At 57.2% G+C, this 19,279-nt stretch carries 16 protein-coding genes; 8 read left to right on the top strand and 8 right to left on the bottom strand.

Going from position 1 to position 19,279, the window contains the following annotated elements; translation table 11 throughout:
* Nucleotides 1–83: 83 nt before the first annotated feature.
* The 3 genes from DHN60_RS02690 to DHN60_RS02680 form a co-directional block, all read right to left on the bottom strand.
* Nucleotides 84–1,835, bottom strand: a complete 1,752-nt coding sequence (locus tag DHN60_RS02690; protein ID WP_108835688.1) for an acetolactate synthase 3 large subunit — start codon at nt 1,833–1,835, stop codon at nt 84–86.
* A gap of 355 nt (nt 1,836–2,190) precedes the next feature.
* The gene (locus tag DHN60_RS02685; protein WP_108835687.1) at nt 2,191–2,844 is read right to left on the bottom strand and encodes a response regulator transcription factor; all 654 of its coding nucleotides are present in this window, start codon (nt 2,842–2,844) and stop codon (nt 2,191–2,193) included.
* Complete coding sequence (locus DHN60_RS02680) at nt 2,841–4,295, bottom strand: cache domain-containing protein (RefSeq protein ID WP_108835686.1); 1,455 nt, start codon at nt 4,293–4,295, stop codon at nt 2,841–2,843. Before DHN60_RS02680 ends, DHN60_RS02685 begins: the two co-directional genes overlap by 4 nt.
* A 252-nt stretch (nt 4,296–4,547) precedes the next feature.
* On the opposite strand from DHN60_RS02680, the gene DHN60_RS02675 reads away from it, so the two are divergent.
* The 5 genes from DHN60_RS02675 (at nt 4,548) to cls (ending at nt 11,368) form a co-directional block, all read left to right on the top strand.
* Nucleotides 4,548–5,633 carry a TRAP transporter substrate-binding protein gene (locus DHN60_RS02675; protein WP_108835685.1) on the top strand — a complete coding sequence of 362 codons (1,086 nt, stop codon included), beginning with the start codon at nt 4,548–4,550 and terminating at the stop codon, nt 5,631–5,633.
* Nucleotides 5,634–5,747: 114 nt separating this feature from the next.
* A complete protein-coding gene (locus DHN60_RS02670; RefSeq protein WP_108835684.1) occupies nt 5,748–6,704 on the top strand; it encodes a TRAP transporter small permease subunit in 957 nt (318 codons plus the stop codon).
* Nucleotides 6,705–6,772: 68 nt separating this feature from the next.
* Complete coding sequence (locus tag DHN60_RS02665) at nt 6,773–9,127, top strand: TRAP transporter large permease subunit (RefSeq protein ID WP_108835683.1); 2,355 nt, start codon at nt 6,773–6,775, stop codon at nt 9,125–9,127.
* A 127-nt stretch (nt 9,128–9,254) separates the two neighbouring features.
* On the top strand, nt 9,255–9,941 hold the full coding sequence (locus DHN60_RS02660) for an endonuclease/exonuclease/phosphatase family protein (RefSeq protein ID WP_108835682.1): 687 nt from the start codon (nt 9,255–9,257) through the stop codon (nt 9,939–9,941).
* Nucleotides 9,935–11,368 carry a cardiolipin synthase gene (gene cls, locus DHN60_RS02655; RefSeq protein WP_234423492.1) on the top strand — a complete coding sequence of 478 codons (1,434 nt, stop codon included), beginning with the start codon at nt 9,935–9,937 and terminating at the stop codon, nt 11,366–11,368. Before DHN60_RS02660 ends, cls begins: the two co-directional genes overlap by 7 nt.
* A gap of 442 nt (nt 11,369–11,810) precedes the next feature.
* Here cls and DHN60_RS02645 read toward each other — a convergent pair whose 3' ends face one another.
* From DHN60_RS02645 to DHN60_RS02625, 5 genes are all read right to left on the bottom strand, one after another.
* Nucleotides 11,811–12,617 carry a mechanosensitive ion channel family protein gene (locus DHN60_RS02645; RefSeq protein WP_108835680.1) on the bottom strand — a complete coding sequence of 269 codons (807 nt, stop codon included), beginning with the start codon at nt 12,615–12,617 and terminating at the stop codon, nt 11,811–11,813.
* Nucleotides 12,618–12,933: 316 nt separating this feature from the next.
* Nucleotides 12,934–13,752: an arginyltransferase gene (locus DHN60_RS02640; protein WP_108835679.1), complete on the bottom strand. Its 819-nt coding sequence runs from the start codon at nt 13,750–13,752 to the stop codon at nt 12,934–12,936.
* Nucleotides 13,753–13,825: 73 nt separating this feature from the next.
* A complete protein-coding gene (locus DHN60_RS02635; protein ID WP_108835678.1) occupies nt 13,826–14,254 on the bottom strand; it encodes an RDD family protein in 429 nt (142 codons plus the stop codon).
* A 72-nt stretch (nt 14,255–14,326) separates the two neighbouring features.
* A complete protein-coding gene (locus tag DHN60_RS02630) occupies nt 14,327–14,734 on the bottom strand; it encodes a DUF2852 domain-containing protein (RefSeq protein WP_108835924.1) in 408 nt (135 codons plus the stop codon).
* A 136-nt stretch (nt 14,735–14,870) separates the two neighbouring features.
* Nucleotides 14,871–15,338 carry a YbaK/EbsC family protein gene (locus DHN60_RS02625; protein ID WP_108835677.1) on the bottom strand — a complete coding sequence of 156 codons (468 nt, stop codon included), beginning with the start codon at nt 15,336–15,338 and terminating at the stop codon, nt 14,871–14,873.
* Nucleotides 15,339–15,415: 77 nt separating this feature from the next.
* On the opposite strand from DHN60_RS02625, the gene DHN60_RS02620 reads away from it, so the two are divergent.
* The 3 genes from DHN60_RS02620 (at nt 15,416) to DHN60_RS02610 (ending at nt 19,240) form a co-directional block, all read left to right on the top strand.
* Nucleotides 15,416–18,184 carry a glutamine-synthetase adenylyltransferase gene (locus DHN60_RS02620; RefSeq protein WP_108835676.1) on the top strand — a complete coding sequence of 923 codons (2,769 nt, stop codon included), beginning with the start codon at nt 15,416–15,418 and terminating at the stop codon, nt 18,182–18,184.
* A complete protein-coding gene (locus DHN60_RS02615; RefSeq protein WP_108835675.1) occupies nt 18,181–18,459 on the top strand; it encodes a hypothetical protein in 279 nt (92 codons plus the stop codon). The genes DHN60_RS02620 and DHN60_RS02615 overlap by 4 nt, the downstream gene beginning before the upstream one ends.
* A gap of 124 nt (nt 18,460–18,583) precedes the next feature.
* Nucleotides 18,584–19,240: a DUF6778 family protein gene (locus tag DHN60_RS02610; RefSeq protein ID WP_108835674.1), complete on the top strand. Its 657-nt coding sequence runs from the start codon at nt 18,584–18,586 to the stop codon at nt 19,238–19,240.
* Nucleotides 19,241–19,279: the final 39 nt, after the last annotated feature.

Below are 19,279 nucleotides of genomic sequence, written 5' to 3'. Positions count from 1 at the left end.
TTTGCATCCTTATCCTTGTGGTCTGAGGGTGGAGGGCGGAAACCGAAGCGGTTTCCGGCTGTTTTGCGTTTCGGAAAACGCCCCTACACCAAGACACTTCCTTTGGCGTCAATCACACCTTGGGTATCCGCCTCGCCCAGCAGCATCTCATTATGAGCCTTGCCTGACGGGATCATGGGAAAGCAGTTCTCGTGCTTTTCAACCAGACAGTCGAACAGCACCGGGCCATCGTAGTTGATCATTTCCAAGATCGCGTCGTCCAGATCATCAGGGTCCGAACAGATAATGCCCTTTGCACCAAACGCTTCCGCCAGTTTAACAAAGTCAGGCAAGCTTTCGGACCAGGAGTGGGAATACCGCTCGCCATGCAGCAGCTCTTGCCACTGGCGCACCATACCTAAGCGTTCGTTGTTCAGGATGAACTGTTTGACGGGCAGGTTGAACTGCATTGCCGTACCCAGTTCCTGCATGTTCATCAGCCATGATGCTTCACCGGCCACGTTGATCACCAAAGCGTCCGGATGGCCCATCTGCACACCAATGGACGCAGGGAAGCCATAACCCATAGTGCCCAGCCCTCCGGACGTCATCCAGCGGTTGGGATCCTCAAAGTTCAGGTATTGAGCAGCCCACATCTGGTGTTGGCCAACTTCGGTACAGATGTAGCGATCGTGATCCTTGGTCAGCGCCTCAAGCCGCGACAAGGCGTATTGCGGTTTGATCGTCTTACCCTTTTGCTCGAACTTGAGACAGTCGACGGTCTTCCACTCGTTGATCTGACCCCACCATTTGCTTACCGCACCGTCGTTTGTCTTGCGACCACGTGACTTCCAAACCTTCAGCACGTCTTCGAGCACGTGCGCGACGTCGCCGACGATCGGGATGTCGGCTTTGATCACCTTGTTGATTGAGGACGGATCGATATCCACGTGTGCCTTGATCGAATTGGGCGAAAAGGCATCAATCCTGCCAGTGATCCGGTCATCAAAGCGCGCGCCAATGTTAATCATCAGGTCGCAGTCGTGCATCACCATGTTCGCTTCATAAAGGCCATGCATGCCCAGCATGCCGATCCACTTGTCTCCGCTCGCGGGATAGCTGCCCAGACCCATCAGGGTTGAGGTGATGGGAAAGCCGGTTGCCTCCACCAACTCGCGCAGCAACTGGCTGGCCGCAGGGCCCGAGTTGATTACACCGCCACCAGTATAAAAGACCGGACGCTTGGCCGTCTCGATGGCTGCGACCAGTTCGGTAATCGCCTCCATATCGCCCTTGATCTGTGGTTTGTAATGCGAGGTCGACGGCTTCTTTGTCTGATAGTTGCCGGTTGCGAACTGTACGTCCTTGGGGATGTCGACCAACACAGGGCCGGGGCGACCGGCCGTGGCGACGTGAAAGGCCTCGTGCAGAACGCCGGACAGCGCATCTGTCTCTTTCACCAACCAGTTGTGCTTGGTGCAGGGGCGGGTGATGCCAACGGTGTCAGCCTCCTGAAACGCGTCCGAGCCGATCATGAATGTCGGCACTTGGCCCGTCAGAACGATGATCGGGATCGAATCCATCAGCGCATCGGTCAACCCGGTCACCGCATTGGTGGCACCGGGGCCGGACGTCACAAGGCAAACACCGGGCTTTCCGGTGGCACGCGCATAGCCTTCGGCGGCGTGCACAGCGCCTTGTTCGTGGCGCACCAGGATGTGCTTGATCGAGTTCTGCTGAAAGACCTCGTCATAAATCGGTAGCACAGCTCCTCCGGGATATCCGAATACTGTGTCGACACCCTGATCAATCAAGGCTTGGACAACCATTTTCGCTCCGGTCATTTGACGTGTCATATCCGCGTGCTCCGAGTTGCGGTTTCGTTTAAGCAAAAAAAAGGCCCCCCGGGTGTGGGAGGCGCATGGGGTCAGGTCTGGCGATCCGTTACCGGCCCATGCGCGTGTGTCCTAGAATGACGACGACAGGTGTCATTGACCAAGTGGCCCTTTCATTGCGTTGACGGACATTATGCGCAGCCCAAAAGGGCGTCAACAGGCAAAACAGAGAAAAAAGTGTCTCTGACGTATAAAGTTTTGATATTTTCTTGCGTTTTGCGTGGTGCAACCGCAAGAAATTGAAAAATAGCAGCTGTTTTTGGCCGTCTGAACCGCTCGGAACGTGCTGGCTTGCCCGGCGGCTCAACCACTCCGTCTAAATCGAGTGCCCAGTCCCCTGCAGCACACCATGCTCCAATGCATAGCGGGTCAAGCCAGCGGTCGAGGAGATCCCGAGCTTGCGTTTGATGTTTTTGCGGTGGGTCTCGACCGTGCGCACAGAGATGTCCAAAGCGGTGGCGACTTCTTTGTTCGACAGACCCTGAGCGAGCTTGAGCAGGATCGTCTGTTCGCGCCCTGTCAAAGCGCCTGGAACATCTGCATTGCGGGGTGCGATGGCACCTTTTGCCCCGGTGCACAGATACTGCTCTCCGCGCATCACCGTTTCAATCGCGTCTGCGATTTCGTCCGTGGGGACGTCTTTGAGAACATACCCCATTGCCCCATGGCTGAGAGCGGAAGAGATGTATTCCGGGCTGTCATGCATGGACAGGATCAACACACGGGTGCCGGGGCGTTTTTCAAGAACCAATTCTGTCGCCGTCAACCCACTCATCCCCGGCATGTTGAGGTCCATCAGGATTACGTCGGGGTTCAGTTCATCGAGTTGTTCAAGCACCGCGCGGCCAGTGCCGAGGGTGCCGACAACATGAATGCCATCATGGTCTTCCAGAACAGATTGCACGCCTTGGGCCACCATCGGGTGGTCATCCACAATCACGACACGGGCGGGAGAGTTGGGGGCAGTCATGCGCGGGCGCGCTCCTTGTCAGTCTGGGTTGGTTCGACGTCAGGCTGTGCGGGTTCGGGCGGCAACAGGTGAGACAGCGGTACGCTTACTTCAATTACGGTACCACCACCGATGCCGGCTGCGCTCGACAAAATGCGGAACTGACCGTCCAGCTGTTCGATCCGTTCAGCCATATTGCGCAAGCCGATGCCGTTGGCGCGCTGGCGCTGTGTGTGATCAAGGCCAATGCCATTATCTGAAATCCGCATCGTCGCGCCACGCTTGTGTCCACGCAGATCGACCGAGACCTTTGTGGCATCCGCGTGCCGCTCGATGTTTGTCAGCGCCTCTTGTGCGATGCGGTAGAGCGCGATTTTGGATTCTGAATCAAGGCGATTTCGGAAGACCACAGTGTTGAATTCGACTTCGGTGCCTGTGCGCACGCTGAAATCCTCAACCAGTGCCTTGAGGGCAGGGCCAAGGCCCAGATCATCCAAAGCGCCGGGGCGCAGGTCCCGACTGATGCGGCGGACTTCGGAGATTGCGGTGCCGAGGTTTTCAATGCCCTGTTTCAGCGGGGTCTCGGCATCACCGCTGCCTTTCTCAAATCGGCGCCGCGCGGAATCAAGCGCATAGCGCACGCCCACAAGGATCTGGCTGATCCCATCATGCAACTCGCGGGCCACGCGACCGCGCTCTTCTTCCTGAGCGTCCAGCACGCGTTGTGTCAGCGTTTTCAACTTGGCATCGGCAAGACGCCGTTCGCGAAAGTTGAGTGCCATGCCAGAGCCAAAGACCAAGAGCAGAGCCGCCAAGGTGATGCCAGAGATATAGTAGAACGTGCGCTGTACCCGCGCCTCGGCTTCAGACCGTGCTGCCGCCACAGATGTCAGAACATCGTCAATGAAAACGCCCGTTCCCACAGCCCACCGCCAAGAGGGAAAGGACGTGACATAGGTGATCATCTCGGCCTCTTGGCCGGTGCTTGGTTTTGGCCACAAGTGGGTCAGGTACCCATCACCTTGGCGGGCTATCTCGATCAAGTCGGCCACCACGGGCGTGCCTTGACTGTCCGCTAGGTCCATGTGGTTGAGGTTGATCATCTCGGTCTGGCGCGGGCTGACAAGGTTTGTGCCATCATAATCGTAGACAAAGAAAAACCCTTCATCCCCATAGATCATTGCCGAAAGGATCTGCGCGACCTGATCCTTTGCCGCCTGATCATCCGGGGCGGCAGTGCCGTAAATAAAGTAGAACCCGTTGCGCGCCTGGGTGACATAGTTGTGCAACTCGCGCTTCTTGGCTTCGATCAACTGGGTCTCGAGGGCCTGTATTTCACGCTCTGCCAAGTCGCGGGCCTGAAGGCCGACAATGGCAGCAATGGCTGCCACCGCCAAAACAAGCGGAATTGCGGCCACAAGGGCCAGCTTTTGCGCATAGGTCAGGCGCAGGGCAGAGAACAAGGTGCGCACACCCTTGCGATACGATGAAAGCGGGACGAATCAAAGGGGTTGCGAAAGAACTGGTCGCGCTAACGGATCTCAAGCTTAACGAGAACCGCGTTAAATTGGTGCAGAAAACTTACCAGAACAGCGGATTTTGCGGTCTTTCTACGCAGTACTAGGTATTCCCAATCCGAACGCCCTCGCTAGTGTGGCTCCACTCGAAACGCCTATCGCGTTCAGACGCGGGGGGCGTTCATCAAATTTGGGAGGAGTATCTCTATGGATCGTCGTTCTTTTCTGAAGACGTCTGCACTTGGTGGTGGCGCAGCCGCCGCAACAACACTCGCAGCCCCGGCATATGCCCAAGGTAAGCGTACACTGACAATGGTCACGTCCTGGCCCCGCGGCTTTGCTGTTCTGGATGACGCGGCCAGCTATCTTGAACAATTCGTCAGCGCAATGTCTGACGGCAACCTGACAATCGACAAAAAAGCTCCTGGCGAGCTTGTTGGCGCGTTCGAAGTGTTCGACGCTGTGTCCTCGGGTCAGGCTGACATGTATCACTCCGCTGACTACTACTTTATTGGTCAGCACCCTGCATTTGCCTACTACACAGCCGTTCCTTTCGGTGGCACAGCGCAGGAAGTCACGAACTGGTACGAGCACGGCGGCGGTCAGGAACTGCACGACGAACTGGGCTCGATCTTCAACCTCAAAGGCCTGCTGGCGGGTAACTCCGGCTCACAGTCCGGTGGTTGGTTCCGCAACGAAATCGCGTCCGCTGACGATTTCAACGGCCTGAAATTCCGTATGCCCGGTCTGGGCGGTAAAGTGCTGGGTAAACTGGGCGCCTCCGTTCAGAACATTCCCGGTGGTGAACTGTACCAAGCGCTGTCTTCCGGTGCTCTGGACGGTCTGGAGTGGGTTGGCCCAATGGCCGACGAACGCGCCGGCTTCCAAGAAGTTGCGAAAGTCTACTACACAGCTGGTTTCCACGAGCCAGGTTCGGCTCTGGCCGCCAACGTCAACCTCGACGTCTGGAACGACCTGACACCACAGCATCAGGCGATCCTGCAAAACGCAACGCGTGCCACAACGTACTACCAGCTGTCCGAGACACTGGCCAACAACGGTGCGGCTCTTGCGCGTCTGCAACAGCAAGGCGTCAAAACTCTGCAGTTCGGCGACGATGTCTGGGATGCGTTCGGCGCCGCCTCGGCAGAAGTCATGGACGAGAACATGGACGACGAACTGTTCGCACGTACCCGCGCGTCCTTCGAAGAAAGCCTTGCCACATCCGCAAGCTGGATCAACAAGTCTGACGCCTACTATGTCGCACAGCGTGTGCGCGTTCTGGGCGGCTAATCCAAACCAAAACGGATTGTCGGGGGCCCTATATGCAGGGCCCCCGATACTTGACAGATGAAGAGGACCGGTTAGCGCGCCATCGAGTGAGCCAAACCGGGGAGGGGCACGCACATGGAAAACGAAAACGGCGCTGAGGCGGGCGGCTTTTTTGCAGCTGTCTTTGACGGGCTGATCTGGTTTGTGCAAAGCCTCGCACTTGGATTTTACAACATTTTCTACGCCATCACACATCCGAGCTCATGGCTGGACTGGGTGACCTGGGCCAACACGACCGAAGATAAGGAATCCCTGATGCGGTTCGTCTATTATGGCGGATCGACAGAATTCTTTTTTGCCGTGCTGGCAATTGTCCTGACAGTTATCGGCGTCGGCATGTGGCGCAATGAATTTATGTGGGGCTGCGTGCGCGCGCTGGAAGGGCTCGCTAACGGAGTGGGCCGCCTGTTCGCATGGGCTGGCCTTTTGATGGTGCTGCAACAGATCATCATCGTGTTTATGCAGCGTATCTTTACCCGCCCCGACATCTCGTTTGGGTTCGGCATTCCTCTGCAGTTCGACATCTCGTGGTTCGCCGAAGAACTGAAACTCTACAACGCGCTGGTCGTCTGCTTGTGTGTGACCTACACCTTTGTGCAAGGCGGGCATGTGCGGGTTGACTTGATCTATGCCGCTGTGAGCCACCGTACAAAACGTGTGATCGACATGGTCGGGTCGCTCATTTTCATGATACCGACCGCGGTTTTGATCTGGCTCTACGGCTGGTATTTCCTTTGGCGCCACCTGATCACGCCAAATCCGGCGGCGAGCTACGACCTTGAGCGGTTGATGCGCACCTCGCGTGCTGTGAGGTGGAGCGTTGAAACCATCGGGTTCAGCCCGAACGGGTTCAACGGATACTTCCTGTTCAAAATCCTTCTGGTCTCATTCGCCGGGCTCGTGTTCCTGCACGGGGTGGCCTTCTTCATGCGCTCTTACCTTGAATGGAAAGAGGGCGAGGCGTCCGAAGGCAAATACATGGACCGTGACACCTTGGGTGACGGTGAAGAAGCCTATGAGGGCACGCATTGATCTGCTTGGTGGCAACGCAAGGCACAGGCGCACAGCGCGCAATTAAAGTAAGACGGGGACGGTAAGAGATGTTGTTTGGACTTGATGGCGTAGAGATCGGCCTGATCATCGTCTTTGTCTGCCTGTTTGGCGGCATTCTTTCCGGATTTCCGGTGGCTTTTGCCATCGGTGGAGCAGGGGTCATCTCCTTTGGGATTATCGCAGCGCTCGACAGCGCCGGACTGTTGATCCACCAGGCGATTGACCAAAGCAGCCAAGCCTATCGTGATCTGGTGAACAGTGGGATCAAACCGGATGCGATCTCGGTTTTCCGCTACCCTGACCTGGCGCGCATTGCCGAACCTGTGTTCCCAAGCGGCTGGGAAGTCGCATTGGACCGCAACGTTTCTTTCGTTGTGAACCGGATGAACGAACGCGTTCTGGCGGGTCAGTCGATTGAAACACTGCTGGCTGTTTTGATGTTCGTTCTGATGGGGATCACACTCGAACGTTCGAAAATCGCCAATGACCTTCTGACCACCATGGCGCGCGTTTTTGGCCCGTTGCCCGGCGGCCTTGCTGTTTCGATCGTGGTTGTGGGGGCCTTCCTTGCGGCCTCGACAGGTATCGTGGGCGCGACCGTGGTGACCATGGGCCTGCTGGCTCTGCCGACCATGCTGCGCAACAACTATTCGCCCGAACTGTCGACGGGCGTCATCGCTGCCTCAGGCACGCTGGGTCAGATTATTCCGCCCTCCATCGTGATCGTTTTGCTCGGAACACTGGCCGGTGACCTTTACTCTGCCGCTCAAGAAGCGCGCGCTCAGTCCGTTGGGTGTACGGACGCCCTGACATATCTGGGTGAACCTGCCGTTGTTTCTGTGGGCACCTTGTTCCAAGCGGCCCTGTTGCCGGGCATCCTGTTGGCACTGCTCTATGCGCTCTACGCCTTTGGTTACGCGCTGTTGAACCCGGAGAAGGCCCCCGCGGTTGAAATGGGGACGACCAACGCCGAACCGGTCACGCGCTCCGAAGCGTTCACTTGGTTCCTCGGTGCACCGGTCTTGATGATCGCGGGCACGATCCTGCTTGGCTCTCTCAACATCGTGGGCAGCCAGTCCACGACGATCTCGTCTTTCTCTGACATCGGCCAATCCGCATCCTTGCGCACAAACGTTGGCGAGGAATGCCAGGCCGCCATGATCGACTTGCACGGTCAAGAGGCATGGGATGCAGCGATCTCTGAACAGGAGGCCATCGCAGCTGCAGGCGGTGTGCAGCAATCTGAACGGTTGAGCGAAGAAGAACTGGCCACTGCCCTCGACGAACTGGTCGAAAGCGCAGCCCCAATCGGCACCGGCACGGCCATCCTGCTGATCATTCTGGGCCTGATCATGACCACAGCGCGCGGCATTTCACCCAGCTCTGATCCGCGACCCTTAATCATCGGTGGGATAGGTGTGGTGCTGGTTTTGCTGGCGGACATCGCGCTTGTGGGGCCGCTCAATTCGTCGGGATACTACGTCTTTGTCATGGCACTCCCGTTTGCGCTGGTTTTGTATGGTACAGTCGAGGCGACCAAGCGCTGTGCGCGAAACGAACTGATCCGGGTGGTGTTCCCGCCGCTGATCCTGATCGTGGCTGTTCTGGGCTCGATCCTTGGTGGGATCACAAACCCAACGCCGGCAGCGGCGCTCGGGGCAGGGGGCGCGATCATGCTGGCCGCCTACCGCAAGCTCAAGGATCTGGATCGCAATCCCAAGATTATCATTTGGTCCACGCTTGCCATCATTGTCTGCATTCTGGTCGGCATCAATTTTGACCTGCGTATCAATCAAGAAGTGGTCGCAGCACAAAGCTGGTTCGCGTTCTTTGTCGCTTATGCTGCTTACCTCTATGCGCTCTTCGGTCTGCTGTTCAGCTGTTACATTCTGTACGTAAATGGGGTGCTGTCTCCGGTCGTGCGGGAAACGGCCAAGGTCACGTCGATGGTCTTTACCATCCTGATCGGTTCGCAGCTGCTGAACCTCGTCGTGATCTCGTTCGGTGGCGAGCACTATATCCAGCAGTTCCTGAAGTCATTTGACAACGAGTTCACGGTCTTCCTGATCGTGATGCTGGTGCTGTTTATCTTGGGTTTCGTGCTCGACTTTCTTGAGATCATCTACATCGTGATCCCGATTGTGGGCCCGGTCATCTATGGCGGCACGTTCGACCCTAAATGGGTGACGATCATGATCGCGGTGAACCTGCAGACGTCGTTCCTGACACCGCCTTTCGGATTTGCGCTGTTCTACTTGCGCGGCGTCGCACCCAAAGAGGTGACGACAGGCCACATCTATCGCGGCATCATTCCCTTCGTGATCATTCAGGTGGTGGGTCTGGCGATGCTATGGACCTTCCCGGGTATCGTCACATTGATCCCGGATTTGATCCCGAATTGATCGGGGCCGCGTAGGGCGGGCTGTGGTCCGTCCTACCGGTTTTGGGCGTATCGCCCCGACTCTTTGGTTGCATAACACGCGGAAAATCTGGAGAGATTTGGGCAACTGTCTGGGTCAGTAGGCGTTTATGCGCATCGCAAGCTACAACATTCGCAAAGCCGTCGGTCTTGATTGGCGCAGAGATCCGCACAGGATTGTGGATGTCATCGCCGAGATCGATGCAGATATTGTCGTGTTGCAAGAAGCCGACAAGAGGCTTGGCGAGCGCCCCGGTGTCCTCCCGCTCGACCGGTTGATTGCGGATCACAAATACGGCCTTGCTCAAGTCAGTTCTTCGAGCCGCAGCCACGGGTGGCACGGCAACGCCATTCTCTATCGTCTCGACGGCTTTTCTGAGCCCACCACAGAAAGGATACCCATCCCGGCGCGCGAACCAAGGGGTGCAGTGGGCGCGCATTTTGCCTGCCACCAGGTCAAGGTGATTGGCGCGCACCTTGCTGTGACCTCGGGGGTTCGCCGCGAGCAACTTCAAACGCTCTGTGCTCATGCCGCGCATTCTGACATTCCCACGATCATCGCTGGAGACTTCAACCATTGGGGCAGACACTTACCTGTCGGGCAACACGAGGTAATCACGCCGGGTCTGAGCTTTCATGCCAGCCGACTGATCGCTGCGCTTGACCGGTTCATTCTGGTGGGCGGCGTGAAAGCAACAGATTCCTACGTGCACCGCTCGCTCAAATCGCGGCAGGCGTCAGATCATCTGCCGGTTGTCTTGGACTTCGAAGTGGCGTCAGAGGATGCACCATGCTGATTTTACTGACTGTTTGCCACGCACTGATCGTTGCCGGGTTTATGACGCGCATTGTGTTAAGGGATGACGTTTCGCCGCCCGCCCGAACGGCATGGTTCATCGTTCTGATCATCCTGCCATATGCCGGTAGCGTGATGTATTTTCTGTTTGGCGAAGTCGACATCGGGCACCGCGCGTCACAGCGCTACAAGGCGATATTTGCGGAAGTAAAGCAGCTCACAAAGAATGGTAACGGCCGCTTGGAGCACGTCGCGCCACAGATTAAGCCGAACTATCAACCAGCCTTCGACTACGCCGCTTCGGTCAATGGTTTTCCGATTGTCGGCGGCAACACGGCGCGCCTGATGTCCTCGGCAGAGGACACGTTGCAAGAGATTGTGCAGGACATAGATGCCGCGACTGACTATGTGCACGTACTCTATTACATCTGGCTTGATGACACTACAGGAACAACGATCGCCGAGGCGCTTATCCGCGCGACCCAGCGAGGCGTCACATGCCGGGCTATGGCAGATGGTCTGGGATCTCGCCCCCTTGTTGGATCACCCCTGTGGCAGCGGATGCAGTCAGCCGGGGTGCATCTGGCCGTGGCATTACCGCTCGACAAGCCGATCCGCACGATCCTGACCAGTCGGCTTGATCTGCGCAATCACCGCAAGATTACGATTGTAGATGGTCAGATCACCTATTGCGGCAGCCGGAACTCGGCAGATCCTGCGTTTCTGGTCAAACCAAAATACGCGCCATGGGTGGATATCATGCTGCGCTTTGAAGGGCCCATCGTGGCGCAGAACGAACAACTGTTTGCAACGGACTGGATGGTTGCAACCGGAGAAAACATCGCATCTTCAGCAGGCAAAGAAGACCTGGCTTCGGGCGGATTTCCGGCGGTGGTCGTCGGCGACGGACCGACTGAACGGCGAGGAGCAACCCCGCAACTCTTTGCCAACCTGATCGCCTGTGCACGCGAAACCATCACCATCACGACACCTTACTTCGTACCCGACGCAACCTTGTTGGACGCGCTGTGCTCTGCCGCTTATCGCGGGGTTGTGGTGACGCTGGTCTTTCCGGCCAGAAACGACAGCTGGATCGTTGCCGCTGCAAGCCGCAGCTATTACCGCCGCTTGCTGGAAGCCGGGTGCAGTATTCATGAGTTTGAAGGTGGATTGCTGCACGCCAAGACGCTCACCATGGACGGGCAGATCACTCTGATCGGGTCGTCAAACCTCGATCTGCGCAGCTTTGATCTGAACTATGAAAACAACATTCTCCTTCAGGACGAAACCACAACCACGGCCGTGCGCGACAGACAGCAGGATTATCTGGGATCTTCATTTCCCGTGGACCTGAGTGACGTTTCAGACTGGTCGCGTCCAAGAAGAGCTTGGTACAACGTGGTCGCAACAGTCGGCCCGATCCTTTGATGGCGGTCTTTGGGTGTTCCAGTCGGGTACTCGATGCCTCAGACAATTGAGGTGGATTGACCGGTCAAAAATCCAAGTACGGAAGGGATAAGACCAACGGCGGTGTGCAAGCCCACTTTTGCTTGGAGGCAGTTGGCGTAGTCCGTGATTGAGCGCGCAAACGGCTGCGTCACAGACACAGTCTTCTTGTGCACCAGTTGCGTGGTTGATGTCGCCGATCCCGCGAAAAGTCGAAGGTGTGCCGCAAAATGGCTGCCGACCGATCAAACAATAGATTCCGGTGAACGTTCAGTGCCAGTGAGAACGAAGGTCAAATGCCTGACTTTGGCGATCGTTTGCAATTTGCGCATTGGGCCCGACGCCGCCGTTGGCGGCGCTGGTTATCTGTAAGAGCCCTTCTACGCGATCAATGCCGCGTAGAAGGGGGCAGCACCAGTTCAGCTTAGCCAGCCTTCTTGATCTCAACAGTGTGTGGGTAAGGAATGGAGATACCATCCTTATCAAATGCTTCCTTGACGGTTTTGGTCATGTCGAATTTGACGTCCCAGTAATCGGCGGCATCACACCAAAGCCGCGCCGTCAGATCGACGGAACTGTCTCCGAGATTTGTGACGCGAACCCAAGGGGCCGGATCGTCGTGGATGCGGCTGTCGGCTGCGGCCAGATCGGTGATGATCTTTGCAGCCTTATCGGCGCTGTCTCCATAGTCGATCCCAAAAGTCAGATCACAGCGGCGCGTATCATGTGCCGAGAAGTTGGTTATGATGGCGCCCCACGCCTGTCCGTTCGGAATGATGATCTGAACATTGTCGGGTGTGACCAGTTCGGTCACGAAAAGATTGAGGTCCTTAACGGTGCCTGATGTGCCGCCGATGTCCACAAACTGACCCAGCTTGTAGGGCCGGAACAGTATGAGCATGAACCCGGCTGCGAGGTCGCTCAGGGTGCCTTGCAGCGCGAGGCCGATGGCCAGCGTGCCAGCACCCAGGATGGCGACAAGACTGGTTGCTTCGATTCCGAACAGACCCAGCACGGCGATCAGAACAATGATCAGAATGACCCATTTGACGATGCTTGCTGCGAAATTTCCCAGTGTTTCGTCGATGTGGGGCGCGGCTTTTACGCGACGCCGCACCAACCCACTTATTGCGCCTGCTGCAATCCATCCGACGACAAGGACAATCAGTGCCTTAATTGTGCTGATAAGCAGAGGTCCCAGACCTCCAACGCTGGACATTACGTCATCCATATTCCGGCTCCATATGTTGTTTTGGCGCACGGTGTCCGTCGTTTAGAGTTCATGCGCAACCAGAAATTAATAGAAATGATCAAAGACGCCAGACAAAACTTTCTACATCCCATGGATCGCCTCAGCAGGCCGGTCGCAATCAAGATTTGGCAGTAGGGCAAAGGTATCTGTGTTGTAAGACTTTGCACCCAAGGTCAGGTGCCAATGGGACACTCAAATGACAGTCACAACCAAACAGGACCTTTTTAACGGCCTCTGGAACGCATTGATTTTCAGAATATGCGCATATGCCTCAAGCCGGGGCATACCCGTTGAACTAACGTGTCGGCCTTGTGTCAGGCAGCGAGATGTTTGCCACTTGTTCGGCAATCGGGTCTGTCGAAAGGGGGTGCATGTTGGGTTGGAAGTTCTTGGGGTCTTTCATCTTTTGCCAGCTTCCGCCCAGGTAAACCTCAAGCCCGGCAAAGTTTGATTTATAGCCCATCTTCTGGCTGCCCTGCACCCAATAGCCAAGATATACATAAGGCAGGTTCGCCTCGCGCGCGATTTCCACATGATCGAGGATCATGTAGGTCCCAAGCGAGCGTTGGGCATGATCTGGCTTATAAAAGCTGTAGACCATGCTCAACCCGTCAGAGAGAACATCCGTCAGGCTGACCCCGATCAGGTCGCCGCTGTCTTTTGATGTGTATTCAATCACTCGGCTGCGGATCGGCGTTTCTTCGATCATTGCCGCAAATTCGAAAACGTCCATATCCGCCATACCTCCGTCTGCGTGGCGGCTGTCGAGATAGGTTCGGAACAGATCGTATTGCTCTTCTGTTGCCCAAGGCGAGGTCGCGCGCCGGGCCAGATCTGAATTGCGCTTGTTCGTTCGCTTTTGGCTTTTGCTGGCCGTAAAGGCCGAGACATCAATGCGTGCCGACAGACAGGCCGAGCATTCGGCGCAAGAGGGGCGGTAGAGTACGTTTTGAGAGCGCCGAAATCCCTGCTGGCTGAGGGAGTCATTCAGCTTGTCCGCGTTGTCGCCTTGCAGGGCCGTGAACAGCTTGCGCTCCATCCGACCGTCCAAATATGGACAGGGCTGAGGTGCCGTCACATAGAATTGCGGAGCAAGAGGAAGCGTGTGGCGCATGTGTTTTCCGAATTAATGGCCGGATGATACCAGTGCTGGCCCGCGTGGCAAGTGCAACGTTCTGGCATGGCTCTTACGCCTTCCGGTTGATTGCAGCAGTGCCCAACACAACGTCCGTAAGGCCTTGCCCACGGTTCGACGTCGCCATCAAAACAATCGAAATCAGTTGCAGCGGCGCGACTGTCCAACTGACTATATAGCCGACCGTGTGCAGAAAGGCCTGACCCAGATCAAGGCGCGCGCCGTGTTGGTCACGGATTTCTATTGCCATCATCCGCATGCCCCAAGTGGCTGATCCCGTGGCGAGCGTAATCACGCGGTACATAAACCCAACGACGCCCATCAGCCCCAGAAAGAAAAACGCAGCGACGAAAGCCGTAAAGGGCACGATGAGAAGGCTGATAAGGGCCACTATGATCACGTCGATGACCCATGCGAAGAACCGCTTGGAGGCCACGTCGCGGTAGAATTGAGGTTGGGTGATCGGGTCGGCAAGCTGCATGGAGGTGCTCCGTAGAAAAGGCAAATCCCGGCCCCAGTCGTAACAGGGGCCGGTAAGGCGATTTGTGCTGGATCAGTCTTCGGTCTTGGCCGCTTTGGCCCGTTCGTCCATGAACTGATCGAACTCAGACTTGTCCTTGGCTTCACGCAACCGCTCAAGGAAAGCCTCGAAGTTGTGTTGCTCGTCCTCAAGGCGGCGCAGGGTGTCGGACTTGTAGGCGTCAAAGGCCGCGTTGCCTGTGGGGCGCATGGTGGTCATTGTTGTGCTCATGCGGCGGGAACTGCAGGACTTGTTGAACATGCGTTTGCTCCAGATCATATAAAACAGAAGGGCGAGGCCAACGGGCCAGAAGAAGATGAAACCGAGGACCATGGCCGCGATCCAGGCACCTTTGCCCTTTTCATCAAGCCAGCGTTCGGATTTCGAAAACCAACCTTCCGAGCGGGGTTGCGCTGTGGCGGTGGTGGACATGGTTGTCATTTTCATACCTTTCAGAGCTATGGGGCGTTTGGCCCCTTGGGAAAGTGCGTATGTGAAGCTGTTTCACATTACATAGATTGGCACTGGAGGCGATCACTGCAAGGTATAATGTGAATGTTTTTTACATAAATTGGTATTACGATTTAAAATCAGATATTTGCGCGCCAGAAATTTTCACTAAATCCTGCGGATTTGATCGAAAAACATGGTGCGGTGTTCCCGCTGCAGCCCAAATATTGGGAAATTCTGCCAACTGCGGATCAAAAAATGCGGTGATCGGGGACAGATGCCCAACGGGCGATACCCCTCCGATGGCAAACCCGGTTTGTGTCCGGATCAACGAGGCGTCGGCCTTGCCCAACGGCTCTCCCGCCAAGTGGGCCGCTTTCTCCGGGTCGACCTGATTTCCTCCTGCGGTGATGAACAGGATCGCAGCACAGCTGTTTTCACCCCGAAAGATAATGGACTTGGCGATCTGGTCAATCTCGCAGCCGATGGCATTGGCGGCATCAGCGGCGGTACGCGCCAATGGCGTTTCGCGGATTTCGGTATCTACCCCCGCCGCCTCAAGGGCCGAGCGGACACGTTTCAGACTTTTACTCATAAATGCAGTGGTGCGCTTACCGGCTTCGCCATGCAAGAGGCATTGACGTCGCGCCGTGTCACTGGTGAGTGTGGAGTATGCAACTTGAACAGCACATCACTCGGCTCCCGCGGCCGTTTCAACCTGATCGGGGAGAGGATGCGGTGGCGGCTGTTCCCGGTCTCAGTGGTCCTGTGCGGGACCTCGTATATGGTGCCGCGTCGTGCAGCCCCTATCTGGCCGGTTTGATCGCGCACGAGGCTGAGTGGCTGCGGGATGCTGTTGAGGACACGGATGCAGCGATGGCTTCGGCTTTGCGACCACCTGAAGGGGACATGGACGCTATGCGACCCGCATTGCGGGGTGCCAAACGTCGGGTGGCGTTGCTTGCAGGTCTCGCCGATCTAGGGGGCGCGTGGTCGCTGGAACAGGTCACAGGGGCGCTAACGTCTCTTGCGGAAATGACCACGCAGGCTGCTTTGGATGCGGCGCTTGCACATCAGGTGCGCCGCGGCAAACTGCCGGACAAGGATGCAGGCCTGTTCGTTCTGGCCATGGGCAAGATGGGTGCTGGTGAGTTGAATTACTCGTCCGACATCGACCTCATATGCTTGTTTGACGAAACCCGTCACGCACCTGCCGATCACGCGCTGATCCGTAAGGCATGCGTTCGCGCTGTGCAGGACATGTCCGCGATCCTGAACGATATGACAGCAGACGGATATGTGTTCCGAACGGACCTTCGCCTCCGTCCCGATCCGGCGGTGACACCTGTGGTTCTGTCGACAGGGGCGGCCATGCGATATTACGAAAGCCTTGGGCGGACGTGGGAGCGTGCGGCGTACATTAAGGCGCGGGCATGCGCTGGTGATATTGGCGCAGGGGAACGCTTCCTGTCTGATCTGACCCCGTTTGTCTGGCGGCGCCATCTTGATTTTGCGGCCGTACAGGATGCCCATGATATGCGTCTTGCCATCCGCGCCCACAAAGGCACGGGCGGTCCGATCACCCTGCAGGGCCACAACATGAAATTGGGGCGCGGGGGCATTCGCGAGATCGAGTTTTTCACCCAGACCCGGCAATTGATTTCAGGCGGGCGCGACCCGGATTTACGGGTGCGTGGCACGGTTCAGGGGCTGGGGCGATTGGCCTCAAAGGGCTGGATCAAAGCGGATGTGGCCGAAGCGTTAAGCGATCACTACCGCTTTGCCCGAACGGTCGAACACCGTGTGCAGATGGTGCGCGACACCCAGACCCACCAGTTGCCTGTCACAGACGAAGGGTTCGACCGGCTGGCCGCGATGATGGATATGGATCGAGCACACCTCGAAGGAGAGCTGGTAGAACGTCTTTCTGCTGTACACGGCGAAACCGAAGGTTTCTTTGCACCGTCCAGCACCGACCCGGAGCCAACAGCGCCAGAGGTTGATCCGGCCATGCGCGCGCGCTGGCGCAGCTATCCGGCCCTGCGCTCGCAACGGGGCGCTGCATTGTTTGAACGGATTGAACCTGCGCTGCTGACCCAACTTGGAACAGCTGGCAAACCGCAAGAGGCGTTGTCGGCCTTTGACGGGTTTTTGGCGGGTCTGCCTGCGGGTGTGCAGCTTTTTTCGCTGTTTGATGCCAACCCGCAGCTGGTTGATTTGCTGGTTGATATCGTCAGCACGTCACCGGCGCTGGCCCGGTATCTGTCGCGCAATGCCTCTGTGCTTGATGCCGTCATCGGGGGCAGCTTTTTTGCCGACTGGCCGGGGCAGGCGGCCCTGCGGGCCGAAGCCGAGGCGCGGATGGCGGCAGAGCCTGACTATGAGGCCAAGCTGGATGCCATCCGGGACTGGGCCAAAGATTGGCATTTTCGCATCGGCGTCCATCATTTGCGCGCGCTTACCACGGCGCAGGACGCAGGCACGCAGTACGCTGACCTCGCGCAGGCAGCCCTGGCCGCCCTGTGGCCGGTCGTTCAGGCGCAGTTTGCAGTGCGGTTTGGTCCGCCGCCCGGGCGGGGTGCGGCGATTGTCGCCATGGGCAGCCTTGGGGCGGGGGTCCTGACGGCGCATTCTGATCTGGATGTGATCGTGATCTATGACCCCGGAACGGCCGAGTACTCAGAGGGTGCAAAGCCGCTAGCGGTGCGCACCTATTATGCCCGTCTCACAAAAGCGATGATCACTGCCATCACTGCACAAACTGCTAAAGGGCGCCTTTACGAGGCCGATATGCGTCTGCGTCCATCGGGCAATCAGGGCCCAGTCGCCACAAGCTGGACCGCCTTTCAGAACTACCAGCAAAATGAGGCGTGGCTTTGGGAACATTTGGCACTTGTGCGGGCAAGGGTCGTCGCCGGGCCAGCCGATCTGGCGGCTGAAATCTCACAGTTGCGCCACAACGTTTTGACAGAAGTGCGCGATATCAGCGCGATTATGCGCGACCTCAGCGAGATGCGCGCGCGCATCGCCGCGGCAAAAGCCCCAAGTTCCGTTTGGGACGCCAAGGTTGGACGGGGGCGGATGCAGGATATCGAACTGTTTTCGCAAACCGGTGCTCTTTTGTCGCCGACGGCCCCTCAGGATGTGGCAGGGGGGATCGTAGCATGCGTCGTTGCCGGGCTAGTAAGTGACGCAGAAGCGCAGGTGTTGCAGGATACGTATGCAATGTTGGCGCGGGTGCAGATGGCCGCTCGGTTGCTTAGCACCGACGCACTGAACACGGACGTGTTGGGCTCAAGAGGTTTGGACGTTTTGATAGCTGCAACAGAGGCAAGCACACAGGCAGAAGCCGAATCCGCGCTGAGCAGGGGACAGAACGCGGCTGGCGACGTGCTTGATGCTGCAATTGAGCGCAAGGTTGGCAAGGGGCTGGAGCCATGATCGCAAAGGGCGATGAACATGATCCCAAGGGTCTGATCTTTGAAGCCTATCGCATTGACGGGATCAACAAGTCCGAATGCCGCACGATCTTTCTGGATTGGGCATTGAGCCTGCCGGATGCCATCCGGCCAGTCCCTGCGATCGATGTGCTGTTGGACCGTTATGGCGCAGGTCACGCTGACCATCCGATGACCGAAGTGCTGACCGAAGGTCGCGCACAAGTCGCGAGCCCCAAACGGCGCGGTGGATGGCGGAGCCGATCCCGTCCGCAATAGCCACTGCCGCGAAACAATCCCGCAATTGAACGGGAAATGTCTCAATTCCGCCCCACTGCTTGCGCATCCTTAGCGCGAGTAAAAAGAGCAGTGTGGACCAATGTGTCCGCAACGGAGAGACATAATGAAGCATATCAAATTGGTTCTCTTGTTGGCCATCGGCGCCTTGGTGTCAGCCTGCGCCGGAACAAGCACGACATCCCGCAACGCCGCATTTGACGCCGAAGGGCTTCCGCTTGCTGCAACCGAGCAAGTCGGCGCTTACAACACAGACGTCCGCGTCAAAAACATCACCGTCCGCGTGCCACGTTCGCTGACAGTGTCTGAAGGCAATGGATATCTGCCCTCATCCGACATCGTGTGGCGCGGTGATCCAATTGGCGATCGCTATGCCCAGATTGGTGCGATCTTTAATGACGCTATGAAAAAAGGCACTGCAGCCTTGGATGGTGCGACCCCGGTATTTCTGGATATTGAGGTGACCCGGTTTCACGCGCTGACAGAACGCGCGCGTTACTCCACTGGCGGTGTGCACAACATCAACTTTAACGTTACCGTTCGCCATGCAGTCACCAATGCTCAACTGGGTGAGACGCGCCGTGTGCGCGCAGACCTCACTGCCTTTGGTGGCAGTCAGGCGCTTGCGGCTGAAGCACGTGGCGAGACCCAAAAGGCGCGCATCTCCGCCTTTCTGGCCGAAGTCATTCGTCAGGAACTGATAACGCCGGAAGGGTACCAGAACGCCAAACTGGGCATTATCCAGGCGATGAACCAAATCTGAGCTTTCACCGCCTGAACGAACACTCTAGAGGAGGGCGCT

The organism is Tateyamaria sp. Alg231-49, assembly GCF_900143535.1.
Lineage (GTDB): Bacteria > Pseudomonadota > Alphaproteobacteria > Rhodobacterales > Rhodobacteraceae > Tateyamaria.
The sequence above is the reverse complement of the archived record's forward strand: the minus strand, read 5'-3'. Positions and strand labels throughout refer to the sequence as shown.

Bases quoted from the DNA above. Each gene is read 5' to 3' on its own strand.
- cls (WP_234423492.1), top strand. From the start codon at position 9,935: ATGCTGATTTTACTGACTGTTTGCCACGCACTGATCGTTGCCGGGTTT.
- DHN60_RS02665 (WP_108835683.1), top strand. From the start codon at position 6,773: ATGTTGTTTGGACTTGATGGCGTAGAGATCGGCCTGATCATCGTCTTT.
- DHN60_RS02620 (WP_108835676.1), top strand. From the start codon at position 15,416: ATGCAACTTGAACAGCACATCACTCGGCTCCCGCGGCCGTTTCAACCT.
- DHN60_RS02670 (WP_108835684.1), top strand. From the start codon at position 5,748: ATGGAAAACGAAAACGGCGCTGAGGCGGGCGGCTTTTTTGCAGCTGTC.
- DHN60_RS02675 (WP_108835685.1), top strand. From the start codon at position 4,548: ATGGATCGTCGTTCTTTTCTGAAGACGTCTGCACTTGGTGGTGGCGCA.
- DHN60_RS02660 (WP_108835682.1), top strand. From the start codon at position 9,255: ATGCGCATCGCAAGCTACAACATTCGCAAAGCCGTCGGTCTTGATTGG.
- DHN60_RS02690 (WP_108835688.1), bottom strand. From the start codon at position 1,835: ATGACACGTCAAATGACCGGAGCGAAAATGGTTGTCCAAGCCTTGATT.
- DHN60_RS02635 (WP_108835678.1), bottom strand. From the start codon at position 14,254: ATGCAGCTTGCCGACCCGATCACCCAACCTCAATTCTACCGCGACGTG.
- DHN60_RS02640 (WP_108835679.1), bottom strand. From the start codon at position 13,752: ATGCGCCACACGCTTCCTCTTGCTCCGCAATTCTATGTGACGGCACCT.
- DHN60_RS02615 (WP_108835675.1), top strand. From the start codon at position 18,181: ATGATCGCAAAGGGCGATGAACATGATCCCAAGGGTCTGATCTTTGAA.
- DHN60_RS02610 (WP_108835674.1), top strand. From the start codon at position 18,584: ATGAAGCATATCAAATTGGTTCTCTTGTTGGCCATCGGCGCCTTGGTG.
- DHN60_RS02630 (WP_108835924.1), bottom strand. From the start codon at position 14,734: ATGACAACCATGTCCACCACCGCCACAGCGCAACCCCGCTCGGAAGGT.
- DHN60_RS02625 (WP_108835677.1), bottom strand. From the start codon at position 15,338: ATGAGTAAAAGTCTGAAACGTGTCCGCTCGGCCCTTGAGGCGGCGGGG.
- DHN60_RS02645 (WP_108835680.1), bottom strand. From the start codon at position 12,617: ATGGATGACGTAATGTCCAGCGTTGGAGGTCTGGGACCTCTGCTTATC.
- DHN60_RS02685 (WP_108835687.1), bottom strand. From the start codon at position 2,844: ATGACTGCCCCCAACTCTCCCGCCCGTGTCGTGATTGTGGATGACCAC.